At 70.0% G+C, this 2,021-nt stretch carries 2 protein-coding genes; one reads left to right on the forward strand and one right to left on the reverse strand.

The features are described from left to right. On the forward strand, positions 1–1,185 hold a 1,185-nt coding region (locus VFI59_13340; GenBank protein ID HET6714679.1), incomplete at its 5' end, for an NCS2 family permease. A 19-nt stretch (positions 1,186–1,204) separates the two neighbouring features. Here VFI59_13340 and VFI59_13345 read toward each other — a convergent pair. Continuing rightward, positions 1,205–2,021, reverse strand: an 817-nt coding sequence (locus tag VFI59_13345; protein ID HET6714680.1) for a nitroreductase family protein, incomplete at its 5' end; no start/stop codon positions are given.

Here is a 2,021-nt window from a genome sequence, read left to right on the forward strand (position 1 = left end):
ACGGTGACGGCGCTCGTCGCCGGGGTGATGACGATCCTGATGGGCGTGGTCGCGAACTACCCGTTCGCGCTCGCCGCCGGGTTGGGGCTCAACGCCTTCGTCGCCTTCTCGCTCGTCGCCGCGAACGGGCTCTCGTTCCCACAGGCCATGGGCGTCATCGTGGTCGAGGGCCTCCTGATCACCGTGCTCGTTCTGACCGGCGTTCGCGAGGCGATCCTGAACGCCATCCCGATGGATCTGAAGCGCGCGATCGGCATCGGCATCGGCGCTTTCATCGCGCTGATCGGTCTCGTGAACGCGGGTGTGGTCACGAACACGGGAGCCACGCCGCTCTCGCTCGCCGGCGAGCTCACGACGTGGCCGATCGGGGTGTTCGTCGTCGGGCTTGCCCTGAGCGCCGCGCTGGTCGCACGCCGGGTCAAGGGGGCCTTGCTGATCGGGATCGTGGTCTCGACGGTGCTCGCCGTCATCGTGAACGAGGCGAAGGATCTGTCGATCTGGGGGAACGGGATCGCGGCGATCCCGGACGGTGTCGTCGATACGCCGGACTTCGGTCTGGTCGGTGCCTTCTCGTTCGACTTCTTCTCGGTGCTCGGCACCGCGACCGCGCTCGCGGTGGTGCTCTCGGTGATGCTGTCGGACTTCTTCGACACGATGGGCACCGTGATCGGGCTCGGTGGCGAGATGAAGATGCTGGACGCGAACGGGAGGCTCCCCGGCATCAAGCGGGTTCTGTTGGTCGACTCGCTCGCCGCTGCCGCCGGTGGCGCCGCATCGGCCTCGTCGAACACGACGTACATCGAGAGCGCGTCGGGGATCTCCGAAGGTGGTCGCACCGGTCTGGTCGCTGTCGTGGTCGGCGTGCTGTTCCTGCTGGCGATGTTCTTCTCGCCGATCGCCGGGGTGATCCCGCCGGAGGCGACGGCGCCGGCGCTGGTGCTGGTCGGGTACTTCATGATGGTGATGGTCAAGGACATCTCGTGGTCGGACCCGGGGATCGGGATCCCGGCCCTGCTGACGATCGTGATGATGCCCTTCACGTACAGCATCACCAACGGGGTGGGCGCCGGGTTCCTTTCGTTCGTGGTGATCGCGGTGCTGCGCGGCCGGTGGCGGGATGTCCACCCGCTCATGTACGTCGTGGCTGCGATCTTCGCCTGGTACTTCGTCCACGGGGTGGTCTAGGCCGAGGGATGCGGGCCGATCACTCGGTCCTCAGATGCTCGGACAGGTCGAGCGGGGGCCGCGGCGATGCGGCCCCCGTCGGCATCGGCCCCGCGGCCACGGTGCCGAGGGCGAACCAGTCCTCGGACATGCCGAGCGCCGCACGACTCTCCTCCTGACAGAACAGCGTCGAGGAGATCCAGCACGAGGCGAACCCCTGTGCCGAGAGCGCGAGGAGCAGGTTCTGGATCGCGGCGCCGCCGGACAGCAGGAACATCTCCTGCTCCGCGTGAGCGCGTTCGGCGTCGGCGTACGGATGGGCGCCCTCGAACCGCACCCACGGGACGATCAGCACCGGCGCCGCGCCGAGCACCGCGTCGCTCCTCGCGATCCGCCGCTCGATCGTCGCCTCCGGCGTCCCGTCGGCGCGGAGGTCCCCGCGCCAGGCCTCGGCGATGGCGCCGAGGAGCCGCCGCTTGGCAGCCGGTGACCAGATCGCGCTGAACGACCACGGCCTCGTGTGATGCGGCGCCGGCGCCGTGCACGCGGCCCGCACGGCCTCCTCCACCGCCTCGCGCGGGACGTCTCCGGCGCCGAACGCTCGGATCGTCCGTCGCTCCGAGATCGACAGGAGCGGGGACGATCGGAACAGGTCCTCCTCCGGTGGGCGCACGAGCTCGGAGATGGGCACCGTCGCCGCGTCGAACGCCACGCCACGGACGAGCGCCGCCGGGACCCGCGAGGCCTTGCCCATCGCCAGACCGCTCGCCGCCGCCACCTCGTCGGCCAGAGCCACGACGGTCGCCTCCAGCTCGCGACCGTGGTGGTCGGCCGTCCCGCGGAGATCGACGAGCGCC

Source organism: Actinomycetota bacterium (genome assembly GCA_035697485.1).
Taxonomy (GTDB): domain Bacteria; phylum Actinomycetota; class UBA4738; order UBA4738; family HRBIN12; genus JAOUEA01.